The sequence below is a fragment of the Actinoplanes sp. NPDC051861 genome (assembly GCF_040681145.1).
Lineage (GTDB): Bacteria > Actinomycetota > Actinomycetes > Mycobacteriales > Micromonosporaceae > Actinoplanes.
Map to the genome: position 1 here is coordinate 63044 of NZ_JBFAYE010000011.1, position 25538 is coordinate 88581.

The following is a 25538-nucleotide window of genomic DNA, read 5'->3' on the forward strand; positions in this document are numbered from 1 at the left end:
AACGCCCCCTCGGACCTGTTGCCGCCAGGTTACCGAGGAGTGTTACCGGAAGGTAGCCCTCGGTAAACATCAACTGTCGTCGACCAGCACCACCCGTACGCGGTACCTGTCGCTCGATCAGGGAATGGACCGTCGCGTCGGTGGCCGTCGATTCTGTCTCGGCGTCGCCGGAGGGCCGCGCCATGTCCGAGGGGATGCCATGAGCCGCAGCGGTTACACCATCCGTGGCCGCGTCGTCCGCATGCTGGCGCTTCCCGTGGCCGCCATGCTGGTGCTGCTGACGGCGGTGGTCGCCGAGGAGTTCTCCGACTACCGGCTGGCCGCCCGCACCGAGCGCGCCGTCGACCTCGACCTCGCCGTGCAGGCCCTGGTCCACCAGGTGCAGACCGAGCGCGGCGTGACGGTCGGCCTGCTCGCCGGCGACGAGCGCTTCCGCGCGCAGCTGCTCCCCGCCCGGAAGCGGGTGGACGAGCAGCGCGCCGCCGTCGAGGACCTGGTCGCCGCCGGTGGCGGGCTCGAGGAACAGGTCATCGAGGCGCTCGGGCAGATGGCCACGCTGTCCGGGATCCGCGAGGAGGCGGACCGGGGCGAGGCCGAACGCGCCGAGGTGTTCGACGACTTCAACGAGCTGATCGACGAGCTCGGCGACGTGTACTTCGCCCTCGACAACGCCGCCGACGCGCGGATGCGGCTCGGCTCCGAGGCGCTGACCATGCTCAACGCCGCGATCGAGGTGACCGCGCAGCAGCGCGCGTTCCTCACCGGCGTGCTCACCGCCGGCGGCTTCCGGACCGGTGAGTTCCTGCGGTTCGTCAAGCTGCGCGCGGACCGCGACATCGCGCTGAAGGAGTTCGAGGAGTACGCGACCCCGCAGGAGATCGCGACCAAGGACTACCTGTTCGGCACCGCGCCGGCGTCCGTGGCGACCCGTTACGAACAGCTGTCCCTGCGGTCCGGTGACGGCCTGCGGCTGCGGGGTGATCCACGGGAGTACTGGACGGCGCTGGAGACGGTGCTGGCCGACATGGCGAATTTGGCGGGCTCCATCGGCGTCAGCCTCCAGGCACGCGCGGAGACGCTGCTCGACCGCGCGAACCTGCGGCTGGCCGGGCTCGCCACGATCACGCTGATCTGCATCGGCGGCGCTGTCTATCTGGCGACGGCCGCGGCACGGTCGATGGCGAGGCCGTTGGCGGAACTCGCGAAGGAGGCGAACCGGCTCGCGAGCGAGCGGTTACCCGAGGCGGTGCGGCGAGCGGCGGCTGACGACGGGGCTGATCCACCCGATCGGGTACGGGTACCCGGCGGCGCCACCTCCGAGGTGGTGCTCGTGGCCGACGCGTTCTCCCGGGTGCAGGAGACCGCGTACACGCTCGCCACCGAACAGGCGCGACTGCGGCGCACGACCGCGGAGTCGCTCGCCAACCTGGGCCGCCGCAACCAGAACCTGCTGCGCCGCCAGCTCGGCTTCATCACCCGCCTGGAACGCGAGGAGTCCAACCCGGCCGGGCTCGCCAACCTGTTCGAACTCGACCACCTCGCCACCCGCATGCGCCGCAACGCGGAGAGCCTCCTGGTCCTGGTCGGCGCGGCCAGTCCGCGCCAGTGGTCGAGCCCGCTCCCCCTCACCGACGTGATCCGGGCCGCGGTCTCCGAGGTCGAGGAGTACCGCCGCGTCTCACTGCGCCGCCTGGACGAGGTCATGGTGGCCGGCTCGGTGGTCAGCGGCCTGGCACACATGCTCGCCGAACTGATCGAGAACGGCCTCGCGTTCTCCCCACCCGACCTGGACGTGGAGATACACGGCCGGGTCGTCGAGGGCGGTTACCTGATCGCCGTCTGCGACCAGGGCGTTGGCATGAGCAAGGACGACCTGGACCGCTCCAACCAGCGACTGCGCGGCGAGGGCGACTTCCTCACGGCCCCGGCCCGCTTCCTGGGCCACTACGTGGTCGGCCGGCTGGCGGCCGGCATGGGCGTTCAGGTGGAACTGGCCCGCTCCCCGGTGACCGGCGTGACCGCCCGGGTCGCCCTGCCCACCGCCATTCTCGCCGACCCACCGGCCCTGACCCCACCCAACTCGTCTGCCACACCTCGACCACCCCATGCCCCGGCCCACCTCACTCGCGGCCCCCGCCCCCGAGCCGTAGAGGTCGACTACGTAGTCGTACCCGACCAGCCGGACACCACCCCCGCCTCCCCGGACCCCGCCTCCCTGGACCGCGCCTCCCGGGACCACGGCTCCCAGGACCGCGCCGCACTGGCCCCCGCCACCCTGGACCGCGCCTCCCAGGACCACGGCTCCCAGGACCGCGCCACCCAGGACCGCGCCGCACTGGCCCCCGCCTCCCAGGACCACGGCTCCCAGGACCGCGCCACCCTGGACCGCGCCGCCCTGGACCCCGCCGCCATGAACCGCGCCGCGCTGGACCCCGCCGCCATGGCCGCCGCCGCCTTCGCCGAGCCCTCGTCCGCCCCGCTCGACCACGACGGCCCGGGGCGAGTCGCCGTCCCGGGAGCACACGCCGTGCCATCGCCCCGGCGCCCCTCGGCGCCGCCCTCTCCCATCGCCGGGTTCCACGCCGCCATTCCCGCCGCCGGAGCCATCCCCGCGGCCGTCGCCGGTCCCGAACCCCCACGCACGGCGAACGGCCTGCGCATACGTGTCCCCCGAGCCGCCCGCGCCGAACCCGTCCTCCCGGTCACCCAGCCGGATCCCTCGCCCCTGGTCGCCGACGGCCCCGACGCGGTCCGCACCCGCCTGACCGCCCTGCGCGACGGCATCCGCCGGGGCACCGGTGCGCCGCCGCCCACCACACCGCCGACGTTCGAGAGGTTGTCATGAGCGTGGAAGCCCAGGCCGATCGCCATCAGTTCAACTGGCTGCTGGGCAACTTCGTCCATCAGACCGACGGGGTACGCGACGCCATAGCCGTCTCCTCCGACGGCCTGTTGATCGCCGGCTCCGAAGGCTTGAGCCGCGTCGAGGCCGACCAGTTGGGCGCGGTCGTCTCCAGCATGGCAAGTCTGGCCCGCAGCGCCTCCCGCCGCTACGACTTCGACGGCCTCAAACTCGTCATGATCGAGATGCACCGGGGCTTCCTGGTGATCTCAGCAATCCGCGGCGGCTCCTGCCTCGGCGTGGTAGCCGGCGGCGACTGCGACCCCGGCCTCGTCGGCTACGAGATCTCCCTGCTCGCCGAACGCTTCGGCGAGCTGCTCACCCCGGCCCTGATCGCCGAGTCCCGTCAGCACCTACCGCGATGACCCCGGCCGACGAGGAACCAGTAGTGCGCCCCTTCGTACTCACCGGCGGCCGCACCCGTCCACTGCACGACGGGCTGCGGATCGAGACCCAGTTGCGCGCCGTCCCGGCCGCACTCTCCGCGCCACTGCGCTTCGAGTCCCGCCGAATCGTCGAACTCTGCCAACGACCGAAGTCGGTAGCCGACCTGGCCGCCTCCCTCGCAGCACCACTGGGCGTGGTCCGCGTCATTGTCGCCGACCTGATCGGCCAGGGCCTGATAGTCGTAGGCGACTCACGACGACAGGTGTCCACCACGTTGATCGAAAGGATCAGGGACCGTGTTCGGGCGCTCTGACACGACGGACGCACCACCCCCGGTAGCCGTCAAAATCGTCATCAGCGGCGGCTTCGGCGTAGGCAAGACCACGTTCGTAGGCGCCATCTCGGAAATCGAACCACTGGTCACCGAGGCCGAGATGACCGAGAAGTCAATCGGCGTGGACGACACCTCAGCCGTGTCCGGCAAGACCACCACAACAGTCGCTCTCGACTTCGGCCGGATCACCCTCGACGACGCCTTGCTGCTCTACCTGTTCGGCACACCAGGACAGGACCGCTTCGCCTTCCTCTGGGACGACCTGGTAGACGGCGCCCTGGGCGCAATAGTCCTGGTCGACACCCGCCGCATCGAGGACTCCTTCCCAGCCGTCGACTACTTCGAAGAACACGACATCCCCTTCATCGTCGGCGTCAACTCCTTCGACGGCGCCCGCCGCTTCGACGTGTCCGAGGTCCGCCAGGCACTCGGCATCACCCATCAACGCCCCTTGCTGGAGTGCGACGCCCGCAACCGCGACTCGGTAAAGGCCGTCCTCGTAGCCCTGACCGAACAGGTACTCAGTCACCGCCTCGCCCTACAGGCAGGCCTCATCACCTGACCAGCACCCCGTCAACACAAAGCCGTCAGCCCATCGCTGTTGACCTGCTGTCTGTCCACACAGAACCGCAAACGTCAGTGTTGACTTGAAATCTGTCCACACGAAACCGTCAACACGTCGCTGTTGACTTGATGCAAGTCAACTCAATGCCATCAACACGGTGCCGTCGGCACGACTTGATCAGGCTGGCGTCTGTGAGACCGGGACCGTGGCCGGCGTCGGCGCCGGTCCCTGTGCAATCAACGTGCGCCGGTCGTCGGGCAGGCGTTGTGTCACGCCTCTGCGGTCCAGTAGTTCGAGCAGGGGCACCGCGACCCGGCGAGTCGTGTCCAGTGCCCGGCGTGCCTCGCTCAACGTGAACGGCTGGGGCAACTCCGCCAGGATGCTCACCGCGCGGTCTGGTGCATCCGGCGGCAACAACACGTTCGGGGCGATCTGAGTGACGAGCCCCGCACGCACGGCCGCACCGATCTGCCGGGCTCCCAGCCCGAGTTCCGCCAGTCGATCAACCTCCGGCGCGACGAAGTATTGATCCCCGAGTGCCGTGCGAACCGCTTCCGTCAACTCCGGCGGCACTCCGGGCACTCCAGTCGAAATCCGCCCCGCGCGGACGATCAACGGAGGCCTGACCAGTGCTTCGACGAGTGCACGGTCGGGCAGGTCGAGCAGATGACGCAGAGCCTCCGACGCGATGCCCGGCTCCAGCGGATGCTCCACGGCATGCCGGGACACTTCCGCGGCCAGGCGTTCCTGCAGCGACGCCCAGTACCCGGGATCGACCACCCACTCCCCCACCACCGGAATTCCAGTCGCCGGCCCACGGAGGTCCGGGTCGTCCGGCACGCCCATGCGGCGCAGGTCGGAGCGGCGGATCAAGCGGCGGCGCGTCAGTTCGCCGGCCAGGTCAGGGACTCCGTCCATGGCGGACAGGTCAGCGGCTCGGGCTGCGGCGGCACCGCGGCGGGTCAGGGCGGGCGGGGCCACGTCGAGGACGGTGACGCCGCCGACGACGCTGTGGCGGCCGGGATCGCGCAACAACGCGCAGTCTCCGATTCGCAGGGGTAACGGACGGGACAAACGGAGGCGTGCGGTGTCCGGTCCCAGCGGGCGCACGCGCACCGGCACCGCCGTCGAGCCGATGTGAAGGGTGAGCGTTGCGGGAAGGGCGGCCACCGGTTCGCCGTGGACTCGCACATCCATCAGCTCGGTGAGTTCGAAGCGGTCCGGTGTCAGCAGTGCGGCTCCCCTGCCTACGGCATCGCGGTCCACACCCCGCAGGTTCACCGCCACGCGCGCGACCGCCGTCACCGACGACACCGTTTCTCCGAGAACCTGCAGTCCTCGCACACGCACCAGGGACCCACGCGTCAATGCGAGTTCGTCGCCTACGTACAGTCGGCCCGCGCCGAGCGTGCCCGTCACTACCGTGCCCGCGCCGCGGATGGTGAACGCCCGATCGATCCACAACCGGACCGCCGCGCCGGTGTCCGGCGCCGGTAACCCGCCGACCAGCCGGTCCAGTGCGGAGCGCAGGGAGTCCAGGCCGGCCCCGGTGACCCCGCTGACGGTCACGGCTTCGACCGAGCCCAGTGACGTTGCCGCAATCTCCGCGGAGGCCGCAGCCGTCGCCGGGCCCGGATCCGCGAGGTCGGAACGGGTCACCACCAACAGCCCGTGCCGGACGCCCAGTGCATCCAGCGCCGCCAGATGCTCGGCCGACTGGGGCTTCCATCCCTCGTCGGCTGCCACCACGATCAGCACCGCTGGTGCCGGGCCCACGCCCGCGAGCATGGTGGGTACGAAACTTTCATGGCCCGGCACATCAACGAACGCCACGGTCGACCCCGACGACAGCGTGGTCCAGGCGAACCCGAGGTCGATCGTCATGCCCCGCCGCCGCTCCTCGGCCCAGCGGTCCGGTTCCATGCCGGTCAGCGCCCGGACCAGCGTCGACTTGCCATGGTCAACATGCCCAGCGGTCGCCACGACGTGCATGTCAGCCTTCACGAGCGGGCGGGCGGGCGAACGGCGGACGAAGGACCGGCGGGCGGACTGGCAACGGGCGGGCAAGCAGCGGACAAAGGACCGGCGGGCGGACTGGCAACGGGCGGGCAAGCAGCGGACAAAGGACCGGCGGGCGGACTGGCGACAGGCGAGCTGGTGGGCGACGCTGTGACCCGAGAAGCCGCCAGCACCGCCTGTTCCAGCTCACCGTCACACGACGCCGGGACACAGCGCAGGTCCAGCAACAACCGCCCCCGCTCGACCCTCCCGACCACAGCTGGGCTGCCGAGGCGCAAGCTCACCGCGTACCCCTCACGCAATGAGATTGACCACGACGCAAGCGTGAGGTCCGGCGCGCCACCGCCACCCACCACCGCCTCGGAGGCCGTCAGGCCGGCCTCGATGCCGGCGGCCGTGAGCCGCGCCCGCAACGCCTCCGCCCGCTCACGCAGCGTGGCCGGGTCCGCACGCAGCGCCTCCCACGTCGGGTTGACCGGACCCGTGATCGTCGCCTGCAAGGCGGCAAGCGTCAGCTTGTCAACCCGCAAGGCCCGAGCTAGCGGGTGCCGCCGTAACCGCTCCACCAACGTCGCGTCCCCGAACAACAGCCCGGCCTGCGGCCCGCCGAGCAGTTTGTCCCCGCTCGCCACCACCAGGTTCGCCCCCGCGCGCAGCGTGCTCGCGGCATCCGGCTCGTCCGGCAGCAGCGGGTCCGGCGCCAGCAACCCGGACCCGATGTCGACCACGAGCGGCACGTCAAATTCGGACAGCTCCCGCACCGAGGCTTCGCCGGTGAAGCCGCGCACCACGAAGTTGGACGGATGCACCTTCAGGACGAAACCGGTCGAAGGGCCCAGCACGGCGCGATAGTCCGCGGCCGACGTCCGATTTGTCGTGCCGACCTCGCGAAGCCGCGCGCCTGTGGACTCCAGGAGGTCCGGAAGGCGGAAGCCGTCGCCGATCTCCACCATCTCGCCTCGGCTCACGACGATCTCGCGGCCGGCGGCCAGTACCGTCGCGACCAGCACCAACGCCGCCGCACCGTTGTTGACCACGTGGACCGCGCCCGCGTCGGGGACCGCTGCCGCGAGCGCGCCCAGGGCATCGCGTCCCCGGCGCGCACGGCGGCCCGTCGCGAGATCGAGTTCGACGTCGGTGTGACCCGAAGCGGTCATCACCGCTTCCACGGCGGCGGGTGAGAGCGCGGCGCGGCCGAGGTTGGTGTGCAGGATGACGCCGGTGGCGTTGAGGACGCGGCGCAGTCCGCCCGCGGTTGCCGGGAGCGCTTCCACCGCGGCGTCTGCGACGTGCGCGGGGTCCAGCTCGCCGGCGCGCGCCCGGGCCTGCGCACCGGCGATCGCGGCCTTGACGGTGGTCCGGCCCAGGCGGTCGGCTGCGGCTGCGAGGCGCGGATCTTTCAACATCGCATCCGTACGCGGAACCCGCCGCCGATGATCCACGATCGTCACACCTCCTGAGCAGGGTGAACGGAGGCGGACGGGAATCGAACCCGCCTGACCCGGATACCGGGTCACGTCGGTGTTGAAGACCGCGAGGAGCACCAGCTGCCTGAACGCCTCCGCCGATCACGTTAACCGAGAAAAAATCTCGCCGCCGATGTCGAAACGCGCATCTCTCGTTCGAGCAACACGCGAAAGGAGGCAACAATGTTGCTCATCGCCGGCATGATCGCTGGACCGTTCTACGTGACGGTGTCGCTGCTCGAGATCCTCTTCCGGGACGGGTTCGACCCGACCCGGCACGCCTGGAGCCAGCTCGCCAACGGTGATTACGGGTGGATCCACTCCGCGAACCTGGTGATCTCGGGTCTGCTGGTCGTGGCGGGCGCCGTCGGCCTGGCCCGCGCCACCGGCAGCCGCTGGATCGGGATACTGCTCTCGATGTACGGCCTCGGCATGATCGGCTCCGGCTTCTTCGCCGCCGACCCGGGCCGAGGCTTCCCGGAAGGCACGCCGGAGGTCGTCCCGATCAGCGCGCACGGCACCATGCATTTCGTGCTCGGCGGGATCGGCTTCCTCGGACTGATCGGCGCGTGCCTGCTCATGGGGCGCCGTCTCGGCCTCTTCTCGTACGTCACCGGGGTAGTTTTCTTGATCGCGTTCGTCGCGATGGCCGCTTCCGGCGGCGCCGCCTGGGGTCTGCTCGGCTTCACCGCCGCGGTGGTCCTCGCGTCCACCTGGCTGACCGTGACCTGCAACCACTACCGCTGAAGGAGACCAGCCATGCGATACCTGACCCTGCTGCGCGCCAAGCAGTCGACGACACCGCCCCCGCCCGAGCTGATGGCCGCGATCATGGCGCTCGGCGAGGAGGCCACGAACTCCGGCAGCCTGCTCGACACGTCCGGGCTCGCTCCGAGCGCGAGCGGTGCCCGGGTCACGCTGACCGGCGGTGAGCTCAGCGCCGTCGACGGCCCGTTCGCCGAGTCCAAGGAGGTGATCAGTTACGCGATCTACGACGTACGGTCCAAGGAGGAGGCCGTCGAGTGGGCCTCCCGTTTCCTCAAGGTGCACCAGGATCTCTGGCCGGAGTGGGAGGGTGAGGTCGACGTGCTGAAGCTCTTCGGGCCGGAAGACTTCCCGGCCGCCCTGTGACCACGTCACCCTCACCTTCGCCCGAGGCCGTGCGCCGGGTCCTCGACGCGGTGTGGCGGATCGAGTCGGCGAGGCTCGTCGCGAGTCTCGCCCGGCTCGTCCAGGACGTCGGGGTGGCCGAGGAACTCGCTCAGGACACATTCGTGATCGCGCTGGAGCAGTGGCCGCGTGACGGTGTCCCGCGCGATCCGGGTCCGTGGCTGCGGGCCACCGCCAAGCACCGGGCCGTCGACCTGATCCGGCGCCGCACCCGCTACGCCGAGAAGCTGGCGGTCCTCGGCGTGCCCGACCGGGTCTACGACGAGTACGACCTCGACGACCACATCGGCGACGATCTCCTGCGGCTCATCTTCACGGCCGCGCACCCGGTGCTGTCGACCGAGGCGAAGGTGGCGCTGACGCTGCGGCTGCTGGGCGGCCTGAGCACCGCCGAGATCGCGCGGGCCTTCCTCATCCCGGAGAGCACCGCGGCGCAGCGCATCGTGCGGGCGAAGCGGACCCTTGCCGACGCCGGGGTCCGCTTCACGATGCCGACACCGGCGGAGACCAGCTCGCGCGTCGGCACGGTGCTCGGGGTCATCTATCTGATTTTCAATGAAGGGTACGCGGCCACAGGCGGCACCGACTGGACCCAACCCGCGCTCTGCCGGGAGGCGATGCGGCTCGGACGGGTCCTGGCCGGGCTGCTGCCGGACACGGCGGAGGTGCACGGCCTGGTAGCCCTGATGGAGCTGCAGGCGTCCCGTCTGCCGGCGCGGGTCTCGCCGTCGGGCCGGCCGGTTCTGCTCGCTGATCAGGATCGGCGGCTCTGGGACCGGCTGCTGATCCGGCACGGGCTCGATGCGCTGGCGCGTGCCTCGGATCTGGGCGGCGGCGTGTACACGCTCCAAGCGGAGATCGCGGCCTGCCACACGGCTCCGTCGACGGACTGGAGGCGGGTCGCGGCGCTCTATGAGGTACTCGCCTACCTGCAGCCGTCACCGGTGGTGCGACTGAACCAGGCGGTCGCGGTCGGCAAGGCGGGTGATCCGGGCCGTGGACTGTCGATCACGGACGGGCTCGCAGCGGAACGGTCACTGCGCGATTATCCGCAGTTGCCCGCGGTTCGGGGTGAACTGCTCGCTCAGCTGGGGCGGGTGGCGGAGGCGCGGGCGGAGTTCACCCGGGCCGCGGAGTTGACGCGCAACGAGGCGGAACGCCGGCTCTTCGAGGACCGGGCCGCCGGGCTGGGAGGATCTTCTTGACGACCCTTCTCCTCGATCGTCTGCATCGGGCGGGACTTCACGACGCTGTATCGGTCGAGCCGGTGACCGGTGGGATGGCCGCGCTCGCGGGGATCGCAACCCGCCGGGACGCCCCGCCGGTCTTCGTCAAGGCCTTCGCCGAGACACCCGACGACGACCTCTTCGCCGCGGAGGCCGACGGGCTGACGGCTCTGCGGGAGCTCGGCGGGGTGGCGACACCGGACGTGATCCGGGCGGAGCGCGAGCTGCTCGTCCTGTCGGTACTCCGTCCACGCCCGAGCAGTGAGAACTTCTGGGAGCAGTTCGCGCATGTCCTGGCACGGCTGCACCTGACTACGACCCACCCGCGCTTCGGCTGGCACCGCGACAACTGGCTGGGCCGTCGCCGGCAGGTCAACACGTGGACCGAGGACGGTTTCGCGTTCTTCGCGGAGCACCGGTTGCTGCGGTGGCTCGGGGAACCTCGCGTCGAGGCGGCACTCGACGCCGGCGACCGGGCGGCGCTCGAACGCCTGTGCCGGCACCTGCCCGACCTGCTGCCGGACCGGCCGGCGTGCCTGAGCCACGGCGACCTGTGGACACAGAACCTGCTGGCCACCCCGGACGGCCGGCCGGCGCTGATCGACCCGGCGGTGTCCTACATGTGGGCCGAGGTCGATCTGGCCCACATGTGGTCGACCTCGCCCCCACCGGAGGCGTCACGGTTCTTCGCCCTCTACGCCGAGCTGACGTCGCTCGACGACGGCTGGCGGGAGCGGATGCCGATCGTCCAGTTGCGGCAGCATCTCGCTGTGGTGGCCCAGTTCGACCATGACTGGGGCGCGGCAGAGCAGATCCGCGCGACTCTCGCCCCATTCCGGAGGTCATCCTGATCCTAGGATTGTCTCACCATTCTTCACACGCCTCCGGAATTGTGATTGGCATGATCCAACACTGACATTTGACGGATGGGGTGGGGAAGAATTCATGCATGAGGCAGGGGTCGCTGTTCAGCCGGACGGAAATTGCGGGGATGCGCGATCGGACCAGGTCGCGGAAGTATTCTCCCGCTGCGGAGGAATTCCGTCGTGAGCATGAGCGGCACCGCGAGTGGGGGCTGAGGCGCCGTCATGCCGAGAAGCTTCGGCGTCTCCGGCAGGGCGAGTCGCGGGCGGCTTCGAGGGCGTGTCCCGCGCGGCCAGGGCCGGAGGTAGCGCCAGGGCCGGCACCGCAAGCAGCGCCGCAGCCAGCGCCACGAGCGGAAGCGGCGCAGGCGACAGCGGCAACGGCGCAGGCGGCAAGGGCAACGGCGCAGGCGGCAGGGGCAGCAGCGCAGGCGGCAGGGGCAGCACCACGACCGGGAGAAGCAGCGCCACGAGCGGCAGCGCCGCAGGCAGCGCCGCAGGCAGCGCCTGCGGCTGCGGCTGCGGCTGCGGCTGCGGCTGCGGCTGCGGCTGCGGCTGCGGCTGCGGCTGCGGCTGCGGCTGCGGCTGGAGTGTCGCCTAGCCCGAAGCCGCCGATCGGCCGGTTGGCGCAGCGTGGCCGATTCCGCCGACCCAGGCAACCCGGCCAGCTCAGACAACCCGGCCAGCCCAAGCGACCCTGCCAGCCCAGACAACCCGGCCAGCTCAAGCGACCCTGCCAGCCCGGCGGGCCTGCACGCTCGCAGCGCCACTGGCGGCTCCGCCCGCGATTATCGGGGCGGCTTGGGGTGGGGATTTCTCGAATTCGGGTGGGCATTGCGGGATTGTGGTCGCGGTGGCGCTCGAGGAATTCTTTTGTGGCCTGGTGCGATGTGGTAACCGTGTTGTGGTCGAGGTTGACAAGGGCGCGGGACCGTTGTTCGCTTTCGGGATTTGGGGTGCGTTTTGTGGTCGGGATGCTCCGGCGCCGGCGGTTTATGAAACGGCATGTGGTGCGGAGGGGGTGGGGGCGTGGGAGAGTGCCTGTGTGACGGTGGTGGAGGGGGTTCGGCTTACTCAGTACGCGCATGGTGGGGGGTGTGCCTGCAAGATTCCGCCCGGTGAGTTGGAGTCGGTGGTTGCGGGGCTGGTTGGTGGGGACACGGCGCGGGCTGGTGGGGAACTGCTGGTCGGGCTGGATGACGGTGATGATGCCGCGGTGGTTCTGATTGCCGCTGGGACCGCGATTGTGGCCACGGCTGACTTCTTCACGCCGGTTGTTGACGATGCCTACGACTGGGGGCGGATCGCTGCCGCGAATGCGCTCTCCGATGTCTACGCGATGGGGGGTACGCCGGTCGTCGCTGTCAACCTGCTGGGGTGGCCGCGTGATGTGCTGCCGATGGAGTTGGCCGGTGAGGTGCTTCGCGGTGGGCTGGATGTCGCGCGGGAGGCCGGCTGTCACATGGCGGGTGGGCACAGTGTGGATGATCCGGAGCCCAAGTACGGCATGGCGGTCACCGGTGTGGCCGATCCGGCACGCCTGATGCGCAACGACGCGGGGCGGGTGGGCGTGCCCCTCACGCTGACCAAGCCGCTCGGTGTCGGGGTGCTGAACAGCCGGCACAAGGCTACCGGCGAGGTGTTTCCGCAGGCCGTGGCGGCGATGACCGCGCTCAACAGGGAGGCCGCCCGGTCCGCGCTGGAGCACGGCGCCGTTTGTGCCACCGATGTCACCGGCTTCGGGCTGCTCGGTCACCTGCACAAATTGGCGCGGGCCAGCGGCGTCACAGCACGGGTGGAGGCGTCCGCGGTGCCCTATCTGGAAGGTGCCAGACAGGCTCTTTCCGAGGGGTACGTGAGTGGCGGCACCCGCCGCAACCTGGACTGGGTCCGCCCGCATCTCGACCATGGCGCCGTGCCGGAGGACGAGTTGCTGCTGCTGGCCGACGCCCAGACGTCCGGTGGGCTGCTGGTGGCGGGTGAGGTGCCCGGTCACCCGGTGATCGGTGAGCTGCTGCCTCCGCGCGACGGTGTGACAGTGGTGGTTCGCTGAGCGAGGAGGCGTTCTTTTTGCGGGATCACCGTGTACTTCGGGTCCTTCGCCGAGGCGACGCCGCCCTCGAAGATCCCGAAGCGGGTGGCGAGTGAGGCCGCCAGCAGGGACAGCCCGGAGGCCGCCGACACCGCTCTGCTGCGGCGCCCCAGGACCGCTCCGAGGACACCGGCCGCGGTCAGAGCCCGGCCCGCGCGGAGCAGTCTGCCCGCGCGGCCGGTCGTGTAGGGCTCGCTGAGGAGGCCCTTCGTCGTCTCGACGCGGTGTGCGCCGTACAGCTCGAGGGCCGCCCCGAGGACCGCCATCCGCCGGGCCGGGCCGGCCTCGCGCACCGGTGCCGCCAGCAGACCCACGCCGGCGCCGCTGGCCAGGGCGCTGCCGGCGAAGACCAGCGGGAGTTCCGGATAGGCGACATTCCAGCTCGGCGTGGCGGTGTCAGCGAGAAGGACGGCGGTGTACGTGGCGAGGGCCGGGGCGAGGGCCGCCGCGCCGTACTGACCGGCTCTGCCCAGAGGTGACAGGACGGCTGGGCCGATCTCCGCGGCAGCCGCCACACCGGCCGCGCCGCCGAAGGCGCTCAGGATCCAGGTACCCATCGACATCGGTGACGTCGGCTTGGCCACCCGCAGCATGTGATGGAACCGGTCCGGGCGCCCGAGATCGTTGATCAGGAAGTAGGTGCTGGCGCCCAGAGCACCCAGCGCTGTCAAACGGCCGGCGCGGCGCAGAGCGGGGCGACCCGTCGCGTCGCCGCCGGCTGCCAGCATCGCGGAGCCGGCCGCGAGGCCGCCGGTGAACAGGTACGCGGCGATGTCATGCCGCCAGACCGGCGGCCGGACGACGGGACGGCCGTAGTAGGAGCGGAAGTCAGCCGCAGGGACCACAGATCGGTCGCGGGGACTCATGCGCGCCCTCCCAGGAACGAGACCACGACCGCGGCGGCCATCGCGAGTCCGGCCACCCCGGCCCGTCTCCACATCGCCGGCAGGTCGCGAGTGGCCACCACCGGGTCGGGCGGCAACCCGTACACCTCAGGCTCGTCCAGGAGGAGAAAGAACGCTCCGTCTCCCCCCACACCGTCCTGCGGGTCGTGACCGTAGAGCCGGGCCCGCGAGTCACCGTCGGCGTGCAGGGCGGCCACCCGGGCATCGGCTCGCGTCCGCAGCTCGTCGAGTTCGCCGTACTGGATCGACTGGGTGGGGCAGGCCTGCGCGCACGCCGGTGTCATCCCGTCGCCCATCCGGTCGTAGCACATCGTGCACTTCCACGCCCGGCCGTCGTCCTCGCGCTGGTCGATCACGCCGTACGGGCACGCCGGTATGCAGTAACCACACCCGTTGCAGACGTCCTCCTGCACCACGACCGTGCCGAACTCGGTACGGAACAGCGCGCCGGTCGGGCACACGTCCAGACAGCCCGCGTGGGTGCAGTGCTTGCAGACGTTGGACATCATCAGCCAGTTGATGTCCGGCCGGCCGGTCTGGGTGAGCACGTCCTGCTCGATGAACGCCACGTGCCGCCACGAGTTGGCGCTCAGCCCGCCGGTGTTGTCGTACGACGTACCCAACAGGTTGAATCCGTCGTCGGGAACCGCGTTCCACTCCTTGCAGGCCACCTCGCACGCCTTGCACCCGATGCAGACGCTGGTGTCGGTGAAGAAGCCCATCCGTGGCGGCGCCGCGGTCCACCCGGCGTCCGGTGCCGGATCGAGCGGCCCGAAGAGGCTGTCAGCGCCCATGTTCCTCCGCTCGTCTGCGGTATGCCGCGACGTACTCCAGCAGGGCCGGGCCGGTCGGCCGGCGGCCCGGCTGGATGTCGCAGGTGCCCACCTTGCTCTCCTGGATGAGCACGTTGGGGTCGAGCGTGATGCCGAGCAGATCGTTCGCCGAGTCACCGGTCACCAGACCCTGGTTGCCCCAGTGATACGGCATCCAGATCTGGTGCACGAGCTGTCCCTCGATCCGCAGCGGCCGCAGCCGCGACGTCACCATGACCCGGGCCTCGATCGCCGCGCGCGCCGTGACGATGTGCGCCCACCCGAGGTGTTCCAGGCCGCGTTCCCCGGCCAGCTGCGGGGAGACCTCGACGAACATCTCAGGCTGCAGTTCCGAGAGGTACGCCAGCTGGCGGCTCATGCCACCGGCGGTGTGATGCTCGGTGAGCCGGCTGGTGGTGAAGACGAACGGATAGACGCGCGAGATCGGGTTCACCGGGTTGTCGGGGCGCTCGTACACTTTGCGGGCCGGATTGGCCTGCTGGCCGTAAAGCGGGTTGCGCACCGTCGACTCGGCCGGCTCGTAGTGCGTGGGCAGCGGACCGTCGATCAATCCGCTGGGAGCGTAGAGCCAGCCCTTTCCATCTCCCTGCATGATGAACGGGTCGTCGCCGGAGATCGCCGCGACCCCGCTCGCGCCGTCCGGCGGCCGGTACGACGGTGGCTTGGTCTTCTCGAAGTCGGGCACGTCGTATCCGGTCCACTCCCCCGCCCCGGGATCCCACCAGACGTACTTCTTCCGCTCCGACCACGGCCGCCCGTCCGGGTCCGCCGACGCGCGGTTGTACAGCGTGCGCCGGTCCATCGGCCAGGCCCAGCCCCACTCACGCGCCACCCAGTCCTGCTCACGGCCGGGTTTGCGGCGCGCCGCCTGGTTGACCCCGTCCTTGAACACGCCGGAGTAGATCCAGCAGCCACAGCTCGTCGACCCGTCGGCCCTGAGACCGGCGAATCCGGGCAGGAGTTGACCTGTGCTCAGGTCGTACCCATTGATCTCTTTAAGAATGACCTCGCCGTCGTCGTCCGGATAGTCCCAGGTCAACTGCAGGATGCCCTGATCGCGGGCGAGACGGGAGCCGGCCAGCTTCGCCCGGATGCGGCGGCCGAGATGCTGGAAGAACCACAGCTCGGAGCGGCAGTCACCCGGCGGGTCGAGGGCTTTCTCGCGCCACTGCAGCATCCGCTGGGTCTGGGTGAACGTGCCCTCTTTCTCGGCGTGCGAAGCGGCGGGCAGGAAGAAGACTTCGGTACGGCACTGCGACGGCACGATCTCGCCGCTCTCGACCTCGGGGCCGTCCTTCCAGAACGTCGCGCTCTCGATCATGAACAGGTCCCGGACGACGAGCCAGTCGAGGTTGGCCATGCCGAGCCGCTGCGCCTTGCCGTGCGCCGAGCCGACGGCCGGGTTCTGACCGAGCAGGAAGTAGCCCTTCACCTTCCCGTCGATCATGTCGAGCACCTGCTGGTACGTCCCGTGGTCGCCGGTCAGCCGGGGCAGCCACCCGAATCCCCAGTCGTTGTCCGCGGTGGCCGCGTCACCCCAGTACGCCTTGAGCAGGCTCACCGCGTACGCCTCGGCGTTGGCCCAGAAGCCCTTCTGCTCGGGATGCCGGATGGCGTCCACCCACTGCCGGAAGGTCTCGTGCTGCCGGTGATGCGGCATCGGCAGATAGCCGGGCAGCAGGTTGAACAGGGTCGGGATGTCCGTCGAACCCTGGATGCTCGCGTGCCCGCGCAGCGCCATCACACCGCCGCCGGGCCGGCCCATGTTCCCCAGCAGCAGCTGGATGATCGCGCCGGTGCGGATGTACTGCACGCCCACGCTGTGCTGGGTCCACCCGACCGAGTAGACCAGCGCCGTGGTCCGCTCCCGTCCCGAGTTCGCCGTCCACGCCTCGCACACTTCGAGGAACTGGTCGCGCGGCACGCCGCAGACCCGTTCCACCACCTCGGGTGTGTAGCGGGCGTAGTGGCGCCTGAGGATCTGATACACGCAGCGGGGGTGCCGCAGCGTCAGGTCACGCGGCACGCCGGCGGGCACCGGTGGGCCGTGCGACTCGTGCCGCATCGGCTCCGCGGTCTCGGTCGAGGCCGGCTGCTTCGCCTCGTCCTCGGCTCCCGCGTACATCCAGCTGGCCTGGTCATAGGAGGCGGTCGAGGGGTCGAAGCCGGAGAACAGCCCGTCGAGGTCCTCGGTGTCCCGGAACTCCTCGCTGACGATCATGGACGCGTTGGTGTACGCGACCACGTACTCCCGGAAGTCCTTCTCGTTGCTGAGGATGTGGTTGACCACCCCGCCCAGGAACGCGATGTCCGCTCCGGCCCGCACCGGCACATGGGTGTGCGCGAGCGCGCTGGTCCGGGTGAACCGCGGGTCCACATGGATGATCTTCGCGCCGCGGTTCTTGGCCTCCACCACGTACTGGAAGCCCACCGGGTGCGCCTCGGCCATGTTGGAGCCCTGGATGACGATGCAGTCGGCGTTTGCCAGATCCTGGAGGAATCCGGTGGCCCCGCCACGGCCGAAGCTGGTCCCCAGACCGGGAACGGTGGCGGAGTGTCAAATGCGCGCCTGGTTCTCGATCTGGATGGCACCCAGCGCGGTGAACAACTTCTTGATCAGGTAGTTCTCTTCGTTGTCCAGCGTCGCGCCGCCGAGGCTGGAGATGCCGAGCGTACGGTTCAGCGGCCGCCCCTGCTCGTCGGCGTCCTCCCAGGTCTGTTCCCGGGCGGCGATCACCCGGTCGGCGATCATGTCCATCGCCGTGTCCAGGTCGAGCTCTTCCCAGTCGGCCGCGTAGGGCCTGCGGTAGAGCACGGTGCGGACCCGGCGCGGGCTGGTCACCAGGCTCTTGCTGGCCGAGCCCTTCGGGCAGAGCCGCCCCTTCGAGACCGGGCTGTCCGGGTCGCCCTCGATCTGGACGACCTCGCCGTCCTTCACGAAGATCCGCTGCCCGCAGCCCACCGCACAGTACGGGCAGACCGAGCGCGCCACCGAGTCCGCGCCGCCGGTCCGCGCGGTCAGCTCGCGCGAGCGCTCCGACTGCGCCGCCGCGCCCCGGCCCAGCGGGTCGGTGCCGGTGAGCTGCCGGTAGACCGGCCACCCCTCGATCCAGGTGCGCACGCCCATGGCCCGACCCTAGACCCGCACACCCGCCCCCGCATGCCGTCAGCCAACATGGATGAGCATGAACCTGTCGACGTCTTTCACCCGGCTGCTCGGCCTGCGCCACCCGATCGCTCTGGCACCGATGGGCGGGTCCGCCGGCGGGGCGCTCGCGGCGGCCGTCTCGGGCGCGGGCGGGCTGGGACTGCTCGGCGCCGGGTACGGCGACCGGGAGTGGCTGGACCGGGAGCTGCCGATCGTCGCCGCCGGGACCGACCGGCCCTGGGGCGCCGGCTTTCTGTCGTGGGCGGCCGGTGGTGACGCGGTTCAGCGGGTGCTCGACGCCGGGGCCCGCGCGGTGATGTTCTCGTTCGGGGATCCGGGCGGGTTCGCCGAGCGGGTGCGCGCGGCCGGCGCCACCCTGATCGTCCAGGTGACCGGGCTGGAGGAGGCGCGGCGGGCCGTCGACGTGGGCGCGGACGTGATCGTGGCTCAGGGCACCGAGGCGGGTGGTCACGGTGCGCTGCACGGCAGGTCGGTGCTGTCGTTCGTACCCGTGGTGGTCGATCTCGCCAAGCCGGCGCCGGTCCTGGCCGCAGGTGGCATCGCGGACGGGCGCGGTGTGGCGGCCGCGCTCGCCCTCGGTGCGGCCGGGGCCCTGATCGGCACTCGTTTCCTGGCCACCACCGAATCGCTGGCGGACGCCGCGACCGTCCGGGCCATCGTCGGCGGCCGCAGCGAGGAGACCGAGCGCAACCGGATCCTGGACATCGCCCGGGGCTCGAACTGGCCGGCGGCGTATTCGGCCCGCACACTCGGCCATCCCTGGCTGGACCGCTGGCGCGGCCGCGAGGAGGAACTGGCCGCCGACGAGTCGGCGAGGCGGGAGTATCAGGACGACGTCGCCCGCGGCGCGATCCCCGCGCTGCCGGTGTGGGCCGGCGAGGGCGTCGACCTGATCAGCGACGTGCCGAGCGCCGGGGAACTGGTCGGCCGCCTGGTCTCAGAGACGCGGGAGGCGCTCGGCGGCCGGTGACCGGGACGGGTGGCGGGTGGACAGGCGGGGCTCCAGGAGCGCTACAGCGAAGGCCAGCAGGGTCAGGGCGGCGCCGGCCAGGGCGGTGCTGCGTACCCCGGAGCCCGGAAGCAGGATGCCGCCGAGCAGGGCGCCGGTCGTGATGCCGACGTTGAAGGCGGTGGAGGCGCCGGCCAGGGCCATGTCGGAGCCGCGCGGTGCGACCTCCAGGACGCGGACGCCCAGGCCGGACGCGACGCCGGAGAGGGCCAGGCCGGAGAGCGTGATGGCGATGACGGTGACGACCTGGGAGGAGCCGAAGAGCCACTGCAGGCTGAGCGCGAGCAACTGCAGGCCGACCATGCCGGTCATGCTGAGCCAGCCGTTGCGGCCGACCAGGGCGCCGATCACCGCGACGCCGAGCAGGCCGCCGATGCCGCGGACGGCGAGCAGCGGGCCGGTGGCACTGTCGGTGAAGCCGCTGACGTCGGTGAGGAACGGGACGATGTACGTGAAGGCACACAACGACCCGGTGACCGTGAACGTGATGTAGGCGAGCAGTGCCCAGTAGCGGCCGGTGTCCGGAGCCCAGCCTCGGTCGGCGTCGCTCTCGCCGGCGGGGGTGTTCGGGAGGAGCACGACGATCGCCAGGAGTACGACCAGGCCGAGTCCGGCGACCGCGAGGAAGGCGACACGCCAGTTGGTCTGCTGGCCGAGCCAGGTGCCGGCCGGTACGCCGATGACTGCGGAGAGCGAGCTTCCCGCGTACAGAATGGAAAGCGCACGTGGCCGGAGCCGCGGCTCGAAGAGTGCCGCGGTCGCCGGGGTGACCACCGACCAGAACAGCGCCTGCGTCAGCGCGGTGACCACCCGGGCTCCCATGAGCAGCCAGTAGTCGTCGACCAGGGCGGACGTGGCGGTGGAGACCACGAAGACGACCATGAGGATGGACAGCACCAGCTTGCGCGGGACCCGCTGGGTGACCTTGGTGAGCGGGATCGAGGCGACGACGACGATCAGGCCGTAGACGGTCACGAGCAGCCCGATGGCGGAGGGGCTGCGCCCGAGGTCCTCGGCCATCAGCGGGAGCAGGCCGATCGGGAGGGTCTCGGCGGTGACGTACAGGAAGGTGGAGAGCGCCATGGCACCGAGCACCACGACGGCGCGGCCACCCATCAGCCGGTCGGCCAGGTCAGCACGGCAAGGGGCAGGTTCGGGCACGGCACCAGGGTGACGCCGTCGGTGAGGGTCCGCGCGACGCCGTCGGCCAGCGCGGCCCGGATGTGCGGTTCCCTGATCAGCGAGCCGGTGATGTGGTGGGCGGTGCTGCCCGCGACGATCCGGCCCTGCATGTTGACCAGCGCGACCGGCCCGCCCGCGCCGCGCAGCACGGGCCGCAGGGCGCGCTCGAAGTCGCCGACGAAGACGTCCGCGCCGGCGATGCCCGCGAACGCTCCGCGGCGGGTGAGCGGAACGGTGAAGGTCAGGGTGTACTGCTCGGCGCAGACGTAGTCGACGTAGGGGCCGGTCACGTGCCGCCGGCCGGTGTCGCGCGGCGCCGAGAACCAGGCCTGCCGGGCGACGTCGACGAAGTTCTCGCTGGCCGGGTCGAGGTCGAGGTCGAGGCGGGAGCGCTCGCCGGGCCCGGTCACCATCCACCACTCCAGGGCGCCGATGCCGTCGGCCAGCGGCGTGGTGATCACTCCGGCTCCGGTGATCAGGCCGCCGAGAGCGGCGGACACCAGAGGGCGCAGGGCTGCAAGATCAAGAGCATTTTCGGGTACGCCGGAAAAGAGCTCTTCCGCCGCCGCGCGCAACCCGTCTGCGGTGGCGAACGTCTGCTCCGCGAGTGTGGTGACGTGGTCGGCCAGCGCGGTGCCGGCCGCCCTCCGGGTTGTCGTCTGTCCCACAGGACCCACCTCGGCTCGTACGACATGCGTGGTCACGGGTCGACCAGCGTCAGATGCAGGTTTACCAGCCGTTCGACGGCCTTCTCAATGTGTTCTTCGGTGAGCGTGCGGGCGGTGTCACCGTCGCCGGCCGCGATGGCCGCGGTGATGGCCCGGTGCTCAGCGTAGGCGTCGCAGGTCACGGCTGCGGAACGCACCAGCGGCGACCAGAGCAGGGTCCCGAGCTCGGTGCCGAATCGTAATTCTTCGCGGGCCAGCCGGGCCGACTGGGCGACCGCCGCGACCTCCAGGTGGAAGTCGCGCTCCACCCGGTGCAGCGGGCGGCCGCGGTCGCCGGTGAGCTCCTCGATGCGCTGGGCGTCGTCGGCGGTGGCGCGCTGCGCGGCCAGCCGGGCGGCGGCGCCGGCGATCGCCGTGTAGTGGTCGGCGGTGTCCCGCAGGTTCGGCAGACTGATCTCGGACAGCCGGTCGCGCAGCGAGGAGTCGGCCTGCCCGGCGGGCGCCCGCACGAAGCTGCCGCCGCCACGCCCGCGCCGGGTCTCCAGGAGGTTCTGGTGGCGCAGCGCGACGAGGGCTTCCCGGACGGTGACCCGGGAGACCCCGAACTGCGCCGCCAGGTCGGCCTCGCTGGGCAGTTGCTCGGCGTCGGTGAGCAGCCCGAAGGTGATCGCGTCGGTGAGCCGCCGGACCACGGTCTCGGCTCGGCTGTGCGGGTCGAGTGGTGCGAACACCACGGATCGGGCGCTGGCTCGGTCCGGCATGACCTTGATTCTTCCCCAGAGCTGTTAACGAAGCGGTTACCGGGCGACCTTGACCTTTAAAGTCTAACGCCATACGTTTTCGCCGTGACCGACTCTCCCGCCATCCGGCTCGCCGGGCTCCGTAAATCGTTCGGTGCCGTGAACGCTGTCGACGGCGTCGACCTGGACATCGCCGACGGCGAGTTCTTCTCGATGCTGGGCCCGTCCGGCTCCGGCAAGACCACCGTGCTGCGGATGATCGCCGGGTTCGAGCTGCCCACCGCCGGGACCGTCGAGCTCGGCGGGCGGGACGTGACCCGGCTGGCCCCGTTCGAGCGCGACGTCAACACGGTCTTCCAGGACTACGCGCTCTTCCCGCACCTGTCGGTGCTGGAGAACGTCGAGTACGGGCTGAAGGTCCGCAAGGTCGCGCGCAAACAGCGGCGCGAGCGGGCGTTGGCGGCGCTTTCCTCCGTACGTCTGGAAGGTTTTGAAAATCGGAAACCGTCCGAGATGTCCGGTGGACAGCGGCAGCGCGTGGCCCTGGCCCGTGCACTGGTGAACCGGCCCAAGGTGCTGCTGCTCGACGAGCCTCTCGGAGCCCTCGATCTCAAACTCCGCGAGCAGATGCAGGTCGAGCTCAAGGCGATCCAGCGCGAGGTCGGCATCACGTTCGTCTTCGTCACCCACGACCAGGACGAGGCGCTCACCATGAGCGACCGGGTCGCGGTCTTCGAAGCCGGCCGGATCGCCCAGGTCGGCACGCCGGAGGAGGTCTACGAGAACCCGGCCAGTTCGTTCGTGGCCGGCTTCGTCGGAACGTCCAACGTCTTCACGGGGGAAGTCGCCAGAACGGTCTTCGATCGGGAGGGCACCTTCTCGGTGCGCCCCGAGAAGATCGAGATCGGCGAGACGGGTGTGCCCGGCACCGTTGCCGAAGTGATCTACGCCGGTCCGGTCACCCGATACGTCGTCGACCTCGACGCGGGCAACCGCGTGGTGGTCGTCGCGCAGAACCGCCACAGTGGCGCACCGCTCGTCGCCCGTGCCCACCGGGTCCACCTGAGCTGGCACGACGAGCACGTCGTCGAGATTCCCACCCCTGACAAGGAGACCGCTCATGCGTAACAGCGGCAGCAGGATAATCATGGCAGCGCTCGCGGCGGGCGTGCTCACGCTCGCCGGTTGCGGCGGCGGCGGGGACAGCGAGAGCTCCGGCTCCGGCCCCGGCGGCCTCTCGGTTCCGAAGATCGACAAGCTGGCGTCGCTCGGCGCCGGCGAGGGGTCGGTCAACGTGGTGTCATGGGCCGGGTACGTCGAGGACGGCTCCACCGACAAGTCGGTCGACTGGGTCACCGGGTTCGAGAAGGAAACCGGCTGCCAGGTCAACAACAAGATCGCCGGTACGTCGGACGAGATGGTCGCGCTGATGAAGACCGGCGAGTACGACGTGGTGTCGGCCTCCGGTGACGCGTCGCTGCGGCTGATCTACGGCGGGGACGTCGCGCCGGTCAACACCGACCTGCTCTCCAACTACAAGGACGTCTTCGAGGGCCTGAAGAACAAGACCTGGAACTCGGTGGACGGTGTCGCCTACGGCGCCCCGCACGGGCGCGGCGCGAACCTGCTGATGTACCGGACGGACACGGTCAACCCGGCGCCGACCTCGTGGGGAGCGGTGTTCGACCCGGCCTCGCCGTACAAGGGGAAGATCACGGCGTACGACTCGCCGATCTACATCGCGGACGCGGCTCTCTATCTCATGAAGACCAAGCCGGAACTGAACATCAAGAACCCGTACGCGCTGGACGACACCCAGTTCCAGGCGTCGGTCGACCTGCTCAAGCAGCAGAACGAGCTGATCGGCGAGTACTGGTCCGACTACACCAAGGAGGTGCAGGCGTTCAAGGCCGGCAACTCGGTGCTCGGCACCACCTGGCAGGTCATCGCGAACCTCGCCAAGGCCGACAAGGCGCCGGTCGAGGCGATCCTGCCGTCGGAGGGCGCGACCGGATGGTCGGACACGTGGATGGTGTCGTCGAAGGCCAAGCACGTCAACTGCGCGTACCTGTGGATGAACCACATCATCTCGCCGAAGGCCAACGCCGGTGTCGCCGAGTGGTTCGGTGAGGCGCCGTCGAACAAGCTGTCCTGCGCCGAGACCACGGACCCGAACCACTGCACCACCTTCCACGCCGAGGACGAGGCCTACTTCGACCAGGTCTGGTACTGGACCACCCCGCTCGCGCAGTGCGTCGACGGGCGTACCGACGTGACCTGCAAGGACTATGCGGCCTGGACCCAGGCCTGGACCACCGTCAAGGGATGATGTGACAACTCTCGGTTCCTACCTGCACCGGCATCCGCGACTGCGCCTGGCCGGCCTGCTCTCCGCCCCGCTGCTCTGGCTGGTCGTGGCCTATCTCGGCGCGCTCGCCGTGCTGCTGGTGTCAGCGTTCTGGACCGTGAACGGGTTCACCGGTGAGACGGTCCGGGAGTTCTCCCTCGCGAACTTCCGGACCATCGTCACCGAGGAGGTGTACCGCGCCGTCACCCTGCGAAGCCTCGGGGTGGCGGCGGCGGTCACCGTCATCTGCGTCGTGCTGGCCCTGCCGATGGCGTTCTTCATGGCCAAGGTCGCCTCGGCTCGCTCGCGGCACTGGCTGGTCATCGCGATCCTCACGCCACTGTGGGCGAGCTACCTCGTCAAGGCGTACGCGTGGCGCATCCTGCTCGCCAACGGCGGCCCGATCGACACCCTGCTCGGCGGCCCCGGCAACGGTCCCGGATACGGGCTGTTCGCGACGATCCTGGTGCTGGCGTACCTCTGGTTGCCGTACATGATCCTGCCGATCTACGCCGGCCTGGAACGACTCCCGGACTCGCTCCTCGAAGCTTCAGCCGACCTCGGCGCCCGCGCCGGGCGCACCTTCCGCGCCGTCATCATGCCGATCCTGGTGCCGTCCATCTTCGCCGGCTCGATCTTCACGTTCTCGCTGTCGCTGGGCGACTACATCACCGTCCAGATCGTCGGCGGCAAGACCCAGCTGCTCGGCAACGTCGTGTACGCCAACATCGGCGCCGCGAACAACCTCCCGTTCGCCGCGGCGATCGCGACGGTTCCCGTACTCATCATGGTCATCTACCTGATCGCGGTCCGCCGCTCCGGCGCCCTGGAGGAGCTGTGACCCTGTCCCCCGCCGCCCGCTGGGCCCTGCGCATCGCGATGGGGATCGGCCTGGTCTTCATCTACGTCCCGCTGCTGCTCGTGCTGGTCAACTCGTTCAACGGCGACCGCACGTTCGCCTGGCCACCGCACGACATGACCACCCGCTGGTGGGCCGCGGCGTGGGCCAACGAGGGCGCCCGCCAGGCCCTGATCACGTCGATCCAGGCGGCACTCGGCGCCACGGCCATCGCCCTGATCCTGGGCACGATGGTGGCGTTCGCGGTGCAGCGGTTCGCGTTCTTCGGCCGGGACACCGTATCGCTGCTGATCGTCCTGCCGATCGCCCTGCCCGGCATCGTCACGGGCATCGCGCTGGACAGCGCGTGGCGCTCGGTCATGGGCGACCTGGGCATCGGCAAAGGCCTGTTCTCGGTGATCGTCGGCCACGCGACGTTCTGCGTGGTCACCGTCTACAACAACGTGCTGGCCCGCCTGCGCCGTACGGGCACCAATCTGGAGGACGCGTCGGCGGATCTGGGGGCGTCGCCGTGGCAGACATTCCGCTACATCACGTTCCCGATGATCCGGTCGGCGCTGCTGGCGGGCGGTTTGCTGGCCTTCGCCCTCTCCTTCGACGAAATCATCGTCACGACGTTCACCGCCGGCCCGGGCATCACGACCCTGCCCATCTGGATCTTCAACAATCTCTTCCGCCCCAACCAGGCGCCGATCGTGAACGTGGTGGCCGCCGTTCTCATCATCCTGTCGGTGATCCCGGTGTGGCTGGCGCAGCGCCTGGCCGGTCCATCGGCGGGCACCAGCCGGACGTGACCGCCATT

22 protein-coding genes and 1 tRNA gene are annotated in these 25538 nt (G+C 70.2%); 14 read left to right on the forward strand and 9 right to left on the reverse strand.

The genetic code is table 11. The features are described from left to right. Window positions 1–199 precede the first annotated feature (199 nt). The 4 genes from AB0M02_RS26560 to AB0M02_RS26575 are packed head-to-tail and all read left to right on the forward strand — an operon-like array spanning window position 200 to window position 4185. Window positions 200–2845 (forward strand): nitrate- and nitrite sensing domain-containing protein, encoded by a 2646-nt coding sequence (locus AB0M02_RS26560; RefSeq protein WP_364231210.1) that lies wholly within the window; start codon window positions 200–202, stop codon window positions 2843–2845. Then, window positions 2842–3267: a roadblock/LC7 domain-containing protein gene (locus AB0M02_RS26565; protein WP_364231213.1), complete on the forward strand. Its 426-nt coding sequence runs from the start codon at window positions 2842–2844 to the stop codon at window positions 3265–3267. Before AB0M02_RS26560 ends, AB0M02_RS26565 begins: the two co-directional genes overlap by 4 nt. Next, window positions 3264–3602, forward strand: coding sequence for a DUF742 domain-containing protein (locus AB0M02_RS26570; RefSeq protein WP_364231214.1), 339 nt, complete (start codon window positions 3264–3266; stop codon window positions 3600–3602). The genes AB0M02_RS26565 and AB0M02_RS26570 overlap by 4 nt, the downstream gene beginning before the upstream one ends. Continuing rightward, window positions 3586–4185: an ATP/GTP-binding protein gene (locus AB0M02_RS26575; protein ID WP_364231217.1), complete on the forward strand. Its 600-nt coding sequence runs from the start codon at window positions 3586–3588 to the stop codon at window positions 4183–4185. Before AB0M02_RS26570 ends, AB0M02_RS26575 begins: the two co-directional genes overlap by 17 nt. A 180-nt stretch (window positions 4186–4365) precedes the next feature. Here the strand turns inward: AB0M02_RS26575 and selB are convergent, their stop codons facing one another. The 3 genes from selB to AB0M02_RS26590 form a co-directional block, all read right to left on the reverse strand. Continuing rightward, the gene (gene selB, locus AB0M02_RS26580; protein WP_364231219.1) at window positions 4366–6180 is read right to left on the reverse strand and encodes a selenocysteine-specific translation elongation factor; all 1815 of its coding nucleotides are present in this window, start codon (window positions 6178–6180) and stop codon (window positions 4366–4368) included. Between the two features lie 8 nt (window positions 6181–6188). After that, complete coding sequence (selA, locus tag AB0M02_RS26585) at window positions 6189–7658, reverse strand: L-seryl-tRNA(Sec) selenium transferase (RefSeq protein ID WP_364231222.1); 1470 nt, start codon at window positions 7656–7658, stop codon at window positions 6189–6191. A gap of 19 nt (window positions 7659–7677) precedes the next feature. Continuing rightward, window positions 7678–7770: transfer RNA gene (locus AB0M02_RS26590), tRNA-Sec, on the reverse strand. An 86-nt stretch (window positions 7771–7856) separates the two neighbouring features. Here AB0M02_RS26590 and AB0M02_RS26595 point away from each other — a divergent pair. From AB0M02_RS26595 to selD, 5 genes are all read left to right on the forward strand, one after another. Next, window positions 7857–8420 (forward strand): DUF998 domain-containing protein, encoded by a 564-nt coding sequence (locus tag AB0M02_RS26595; RefSeq protein WP_364231225.1) that lies wholly within the window; start codon window positions 7857–7859, stop codon window positions 8418–8420. Window positions 8421–8432: 12 nt separating this feature from the next. Next, window positions 8433–8804: a YciI family protein gene (locus AB0M02_RS26600; RefSeq protein ID WP_364231227.1), complete on the forward strand. Its 372-nt coding sequence runs from the start codon at window positions 8433–8435 to the stop codon at window positions 8802–8804. After that, window positions 8801–10048, forward strand: a complete 1248-nt coding sequence (locus AB0M02_RS26605; protein WP_364231230.1) for an RNA polymerase sigma factor — start codon at window positions 8801–8803, stop codon at window positions 10046–10048. Before AB0M02_RS26600 ends, AB0M02_RS26605 begins: the two co-directional genes overlap by 4 nt. Further along, window positions 10045–10920, forward strand: a complete 876-nt coding sequence (locus AB0M02_RS26610; protein ID WP_364231233.1) for a fructosamine kinase family protein — start codon at window positions 10045–10047, stop codon at window positions 10918–10920. Before AB0M02_RS26605 ends, AB0M02_RS26610 begins: the two co-directional genes overlap by 4 nt. 1063 nt (window positions 10921–11983) lie before the next feature. Further along, complete coding sequence (gene selD / locus AB0M02_RS26615; RefSeq protein ID WP_364231640.1) at window positions 11984–12985, forward strand: selenide, water dikinase SelD; 1002 nt, start codon at window positions 11984–11986, stop codon at window positions 12983–12985. Here the strand turns inward: selD and nrfD are convergent. Genes nrfD through fdh form a run of 3 tightly spaced genes read right to left on the reverse strand, consistent with a single transcriptional unit; the run spans window position 12925 to window position 17889 of the window. Next, window positions 12925–13890 carry an NrfD/PsrC family molybdoenzyme membrane anchor subunit gene (gene nrfD / locus AB0M02_RS26620; RefSeq protein WP_364231236.1) on the reverse strand — a complete coding sequence of 322 codons (966 nt, stop codon included), beginning with the start codon at window positions 13888–13890 and terminating at the stop codon, window positions 12925–12927. The genes selD and nrfD overlap by 61 nt on opposite strands. Continuing rightward, complete coding sequence (locus AB0M02_RS26625) at window positions 13887–14723, reverse strand: 4Fe-4S dicluster domain-containing protein (RefSeq protein WP_364231238.1); 837 nt, start codon at window positions 14721–14723, stop codon at window positions 13887–13889. Before AB0M02_RS26625 ends, nrfD begins: the two co-directional genes overlap by 4 nt. Further along, window positions 14713–17889, reverse strand: a complete 3177-nt coding sequence (fdh, locus tag AB0M02_RS26630; protein WP_364231240.1) for a formate dehydrogenase — start codon at window positions 17887–17889, stop codon at window positions 14713–14715. The genes AB0M02_RS26625 and fdh overlap by 11 nt, the downstream gene beginning before the upstream one ends. A gap of 58 nt (window positions 17890–17947) precedes the next feature. Between fdh and AB0M02_RS26635 the strand changes: the two genes are divergently transcribed. Further along, window positions 17948–18901 (forward strand): nitronate monooxygenase, encoded by a 954-nt coding sequence (locus AB0M02_RS26635; protein ID WP_364231242.1) that lies wholly within the window; start codon window positions 17948–17950, stop codon window positions 18899–18901. Here AB0M02_RS26635 and AB0M02_RS26640 read toward each other — a convergent pair. The 3 genes from AB0M02_RS26640 to AB0M02_RS26650 are packed head-to-tail and all read right to left on the reverse strand — an operon-like array spanning window position 18869 to window position 21551. After that, a complete protein-coding gene (locus AB0M02_RS26640) occupies window positions 18869–20101 on the reverse strand; it encodes an MFS transporter (protein WP_364231244.1) in 1233 nt (410 codons plus the stop codon). The genes AB0M02_RS26635 and AB0M02_RS26640 overlap by 33 nt on opposite strands. Then, entirely contained in the window at window positions 20056–20790 is a 735-nt protein-coding gene (locus AB0M02_RS26645; protein ID WP_364231246.1) for a cache domain-containing protein, read from the reverse strand. Before AB0M02_RS26645 ends, AB0M02_RS26640 begins: the two co-directional genes overlap by 46 nt. Window positions 20791–20822: 32 nt before the next feature. Further along, window positions 20823–21551 carry a GntR family transcriptional regulator gene (locus AB0M02_RS26650; RefSeq protein ID WP_364231249.1) on the reverse strand — a complete coding sequence of 243 codons (729 nt, stop codon included), beginning with the start codon at window positions 21549–21551 and terminating at the stop codon, window positions 20823–20825. Window positions 21552–21635: 84 nt separating this feature from the next. Between AB0M02_RS26650 and AB0M02_RS26655 the strand changes: the two genes are divergently transcribed. The 4 genes from AB0M02_RS26655 to AB0M02_RS26670 are packed head-to-tail and all read left to right on the forward strand — an operon-like array spanning window position 21636 to window position 25530. Beyond that, window positions 21636–22658 carry an ABC transporter ATP-binding protein gene (locus AB0M02_RS26655; RefSeq protein ID WP_364231251.1) on the forward strand — a complete coding sequence of 341 codons (1023 nt, stop codon included), beginning with the start codon at window positions 21636–21638 and terminating at the stop codon, window positions 22656–22658. Window positions 22659–22677: 19 nt separating this feature from the next. Further along, window positions 22678–23859: an ABC transporter substrate-binding protein gene (locus tag AB0M02_RS26660; RefSeq protein ID WP_364231253.1), complete on the forward strand. Its 1182-nt coding sequence runs from the start codon at window positions 22678–22680 to the stop codon at window positions 23857–23859. A 1-nt stretch (window position 23860) separates the two neighbouring features. Next, window positions 23861–24718: an ABC transporter permease gene (locus AB0M02_RS26665; RefSeq protein ID WP_364231256.1), complete on the forward strand. Its 858-nt coding sequence runs from the start codon at window positions 23861–23863 to the stop codon at window positions 24716–24718. Next, window positions 24715–25530: an ABC transporter permease gene (locus AB0M02_RS26670; protein ID WP_364231259.1), complete on the forward strand. Its 816-nt coding sequence runs from the start codon at window positions 24715–24717 to the stop codon at window positions 25528–25530. The genes AB0M02_RS26665 and AB0M02_RS26670 overlap by 4 nt, the downstream gene beginning before the upstream one ends. Window positions 25531–25538: the final 8 nt, after the last annotated feature.

What these genes read in the sequence shown, in the direction of transcription:
- AB0M02_RS26595 (WP_364231225.1), top strand. Translation starts at nt 7,857, where the DNA reads ATGTTGCTCATCGCCGGCATGATCGCTGGACCGTTCTACGTGACGGTG.
- nrfD (WP_364231236.1), bottom strand. Translation starts at nt 13,890, where the DNA reads ATGAGTCCCCGCGACCGATCTGTGGTCCCTGCGGCTGACTTCCGCTCC.
- AB0M02_RS26560 (WP_364231210.1), top strand. Translation starts at nt 200, where the DNA reads ATGAGCCGCAGCGGTTACACCATCCGTGGCCGCGTCGTCCGCATGCTG.
- AB0M02_RS26625 (WP_364231238.1), bottom strand. Translation starts at nt 14,723, where the DNA reads ATGGGCGCTGACAGCCTCTTCGGGCCGCTCGATCCGGCACCGGACGCC.
- selB (WP_364231219.1), bottom strand. Translation starts at nt 6,180, where the DNA reads ATGCACGTCGTGGCGACCGCTGGGCATGTTGACCATGGCAAGTCGACG.
- AB0M02_RS26660 (WP_364231253.1), top strand. Translation starts at nt 22,678, where the DNA reads ATGGCAGCGCTCGCGGCGGGCGTGCTCACGCTCGCCGGTTGCGGCGGC.
- AB0M02_RS26635 (WP_364231242.1), top strand. Translation starts at nt 17,948, where the DNA reads ATGAACCTGTCGACGTCTTTCACCCGGCTGCTCGGCCTGCGCCACCCG.
- AB0M02_RS26600 (WP_364231227.1), top strand. Translation starts at nt 8,433, where the DNA reads ATGCGATACCTGACCCTGCTGCGCGCCAAGCAGTCGACGACACCGCCC.
- AB0M02_RS26650 (WP_364231249.1), bottom strand. Translation starts at nt 21,551, where the DNA reads ATGCCGGACCGAGCCAGCGCCCGATCCGTGGTGTTCGCACCACTCGAC.
- AB0M02_RS26570 (WP_364231214.1), top strand. Translation starts at nt 3,264, where the DNA reads ATGACCCCGGCCGACGAGGAACCAGTAGTGCGCCCCTTCGTACTCACC.
- AB0M02_RS26565 (WP_364231213.1), top strand. Translation starts at nt 2,842, where the DNA reads ATGAGCGTGGAAGCCCAGGCCGATCGCCATCAGTTCAACTGGCTGCTG.